Origin of the sequence: Candidatus Contendobacter odensis Run_B_J11, from assembly GCF_000531125.1 — a bacterium.
Lineage (GTDB): Bacteria > Pseudomonadota > Gammaproteobacteria > Competibacterales > Competibacteraceae > Contendibacter > Contendibacter odensensis.
The window spans coordinates 1-1,047 of sequence record NZ_CBTK010000245.1; the positions used below are offsets into that span (position 1 = coordinate 1).

General features: G+C 42.1%; 1 protein-coding gene. It reads right to left on the reverse strand.

Annotated features, from left to right (window positions below):
* Nucleotides 1-288: 288 nt before the first annotated feature.
* On the reverse strand, nt 289-1,047 hold a 759-nt coding region (locus BN874_RS23755), incomplete at its 5' end, for an IS4 family transposase (protein ID WP_154724937.1).

Consider the following 1,047-nt stretch of genomic DNA (forward strand, 5'->3'; position numbering starts at 1 on the left):
CGTCTGAGTGTTTCCCTTGCGCCACCACTCCAGGCTGCTGTTCCCCAGAAGCCGATCAACCCGGCCTTCCGTCAAGGCGGCGGCCAGTTCGGCGTTGCTGTCGAATTCGACGCGGTGAATTTCGGGATAACTCTCCAGCAGACGCTGGAGTTGCTGCGCGCCTTTGAGGAAGCCCACCCGTTTTCCGGTGAGGGAATCGATTCCGGTCGAATCCAGGCTCTCATCAGCGCGCGCGAGAATATAAATGTGGGCTCTGTACATGACAAAAATTAGCTTTAAGAGTTAAGATTATGTTTTTTCTAGCATTCTTGTGGAAACTGGGGGTGACCCTCCAACCTGCTTGGCCTCCACAGAAAACGTCGAAGAACCAAAATGATTAAAATCAAGGAAGTGAAATAAAGCAGCGAGATTAAATAAAGAGGTAGGATTAAAGATAGTATTACGAATAAAATCCAAACCCGTTTTAAAGATACTTTTAGAAAGCCGTAGATGTTTTTTTACTTTAATCGGTTTAACTGAATCATGTTGCCATTCACCGATGCGATGCGCCCAACAAAACGTAATCACTGGAATGATTAAAAGTCGTTTAATCCGTTTAGGGTCAGTCACATGAGTATCTTCCAGATTAAACCCTCGACTTTTTAAGCAACTAAATAAAGTTTCTATTTGCCATCTTTCTTTATAATATTCAACTGGTTGATGTCCATTCTTCTGACTTGAAGCAAGAATCAGCAATTCACCATCATTTAATCGCAAAGCCGTTAAATAAACCTTTACGCCGGTGATGAGGCGTGAATCTTCAAGGATGAGTTGTTCCGCCAGTTTCAAATGTAGAAAGAAGTTTTGTACGGGTACTTCTTGACCTTGGCTGTTGGTCGTTTTCGCATTTTTCTTAATACGAATGATGAAATTAATTCCCTCATTTTTCAGATAGTTAAACCACTCTTCACCCATAAACTCACGGTCTGCTAATAGACCAAGAATCGATGTTTTACCGAATTGTTTAATAAAACCTGCTAATAGATCGATACGCTCTTGAGTATTCGA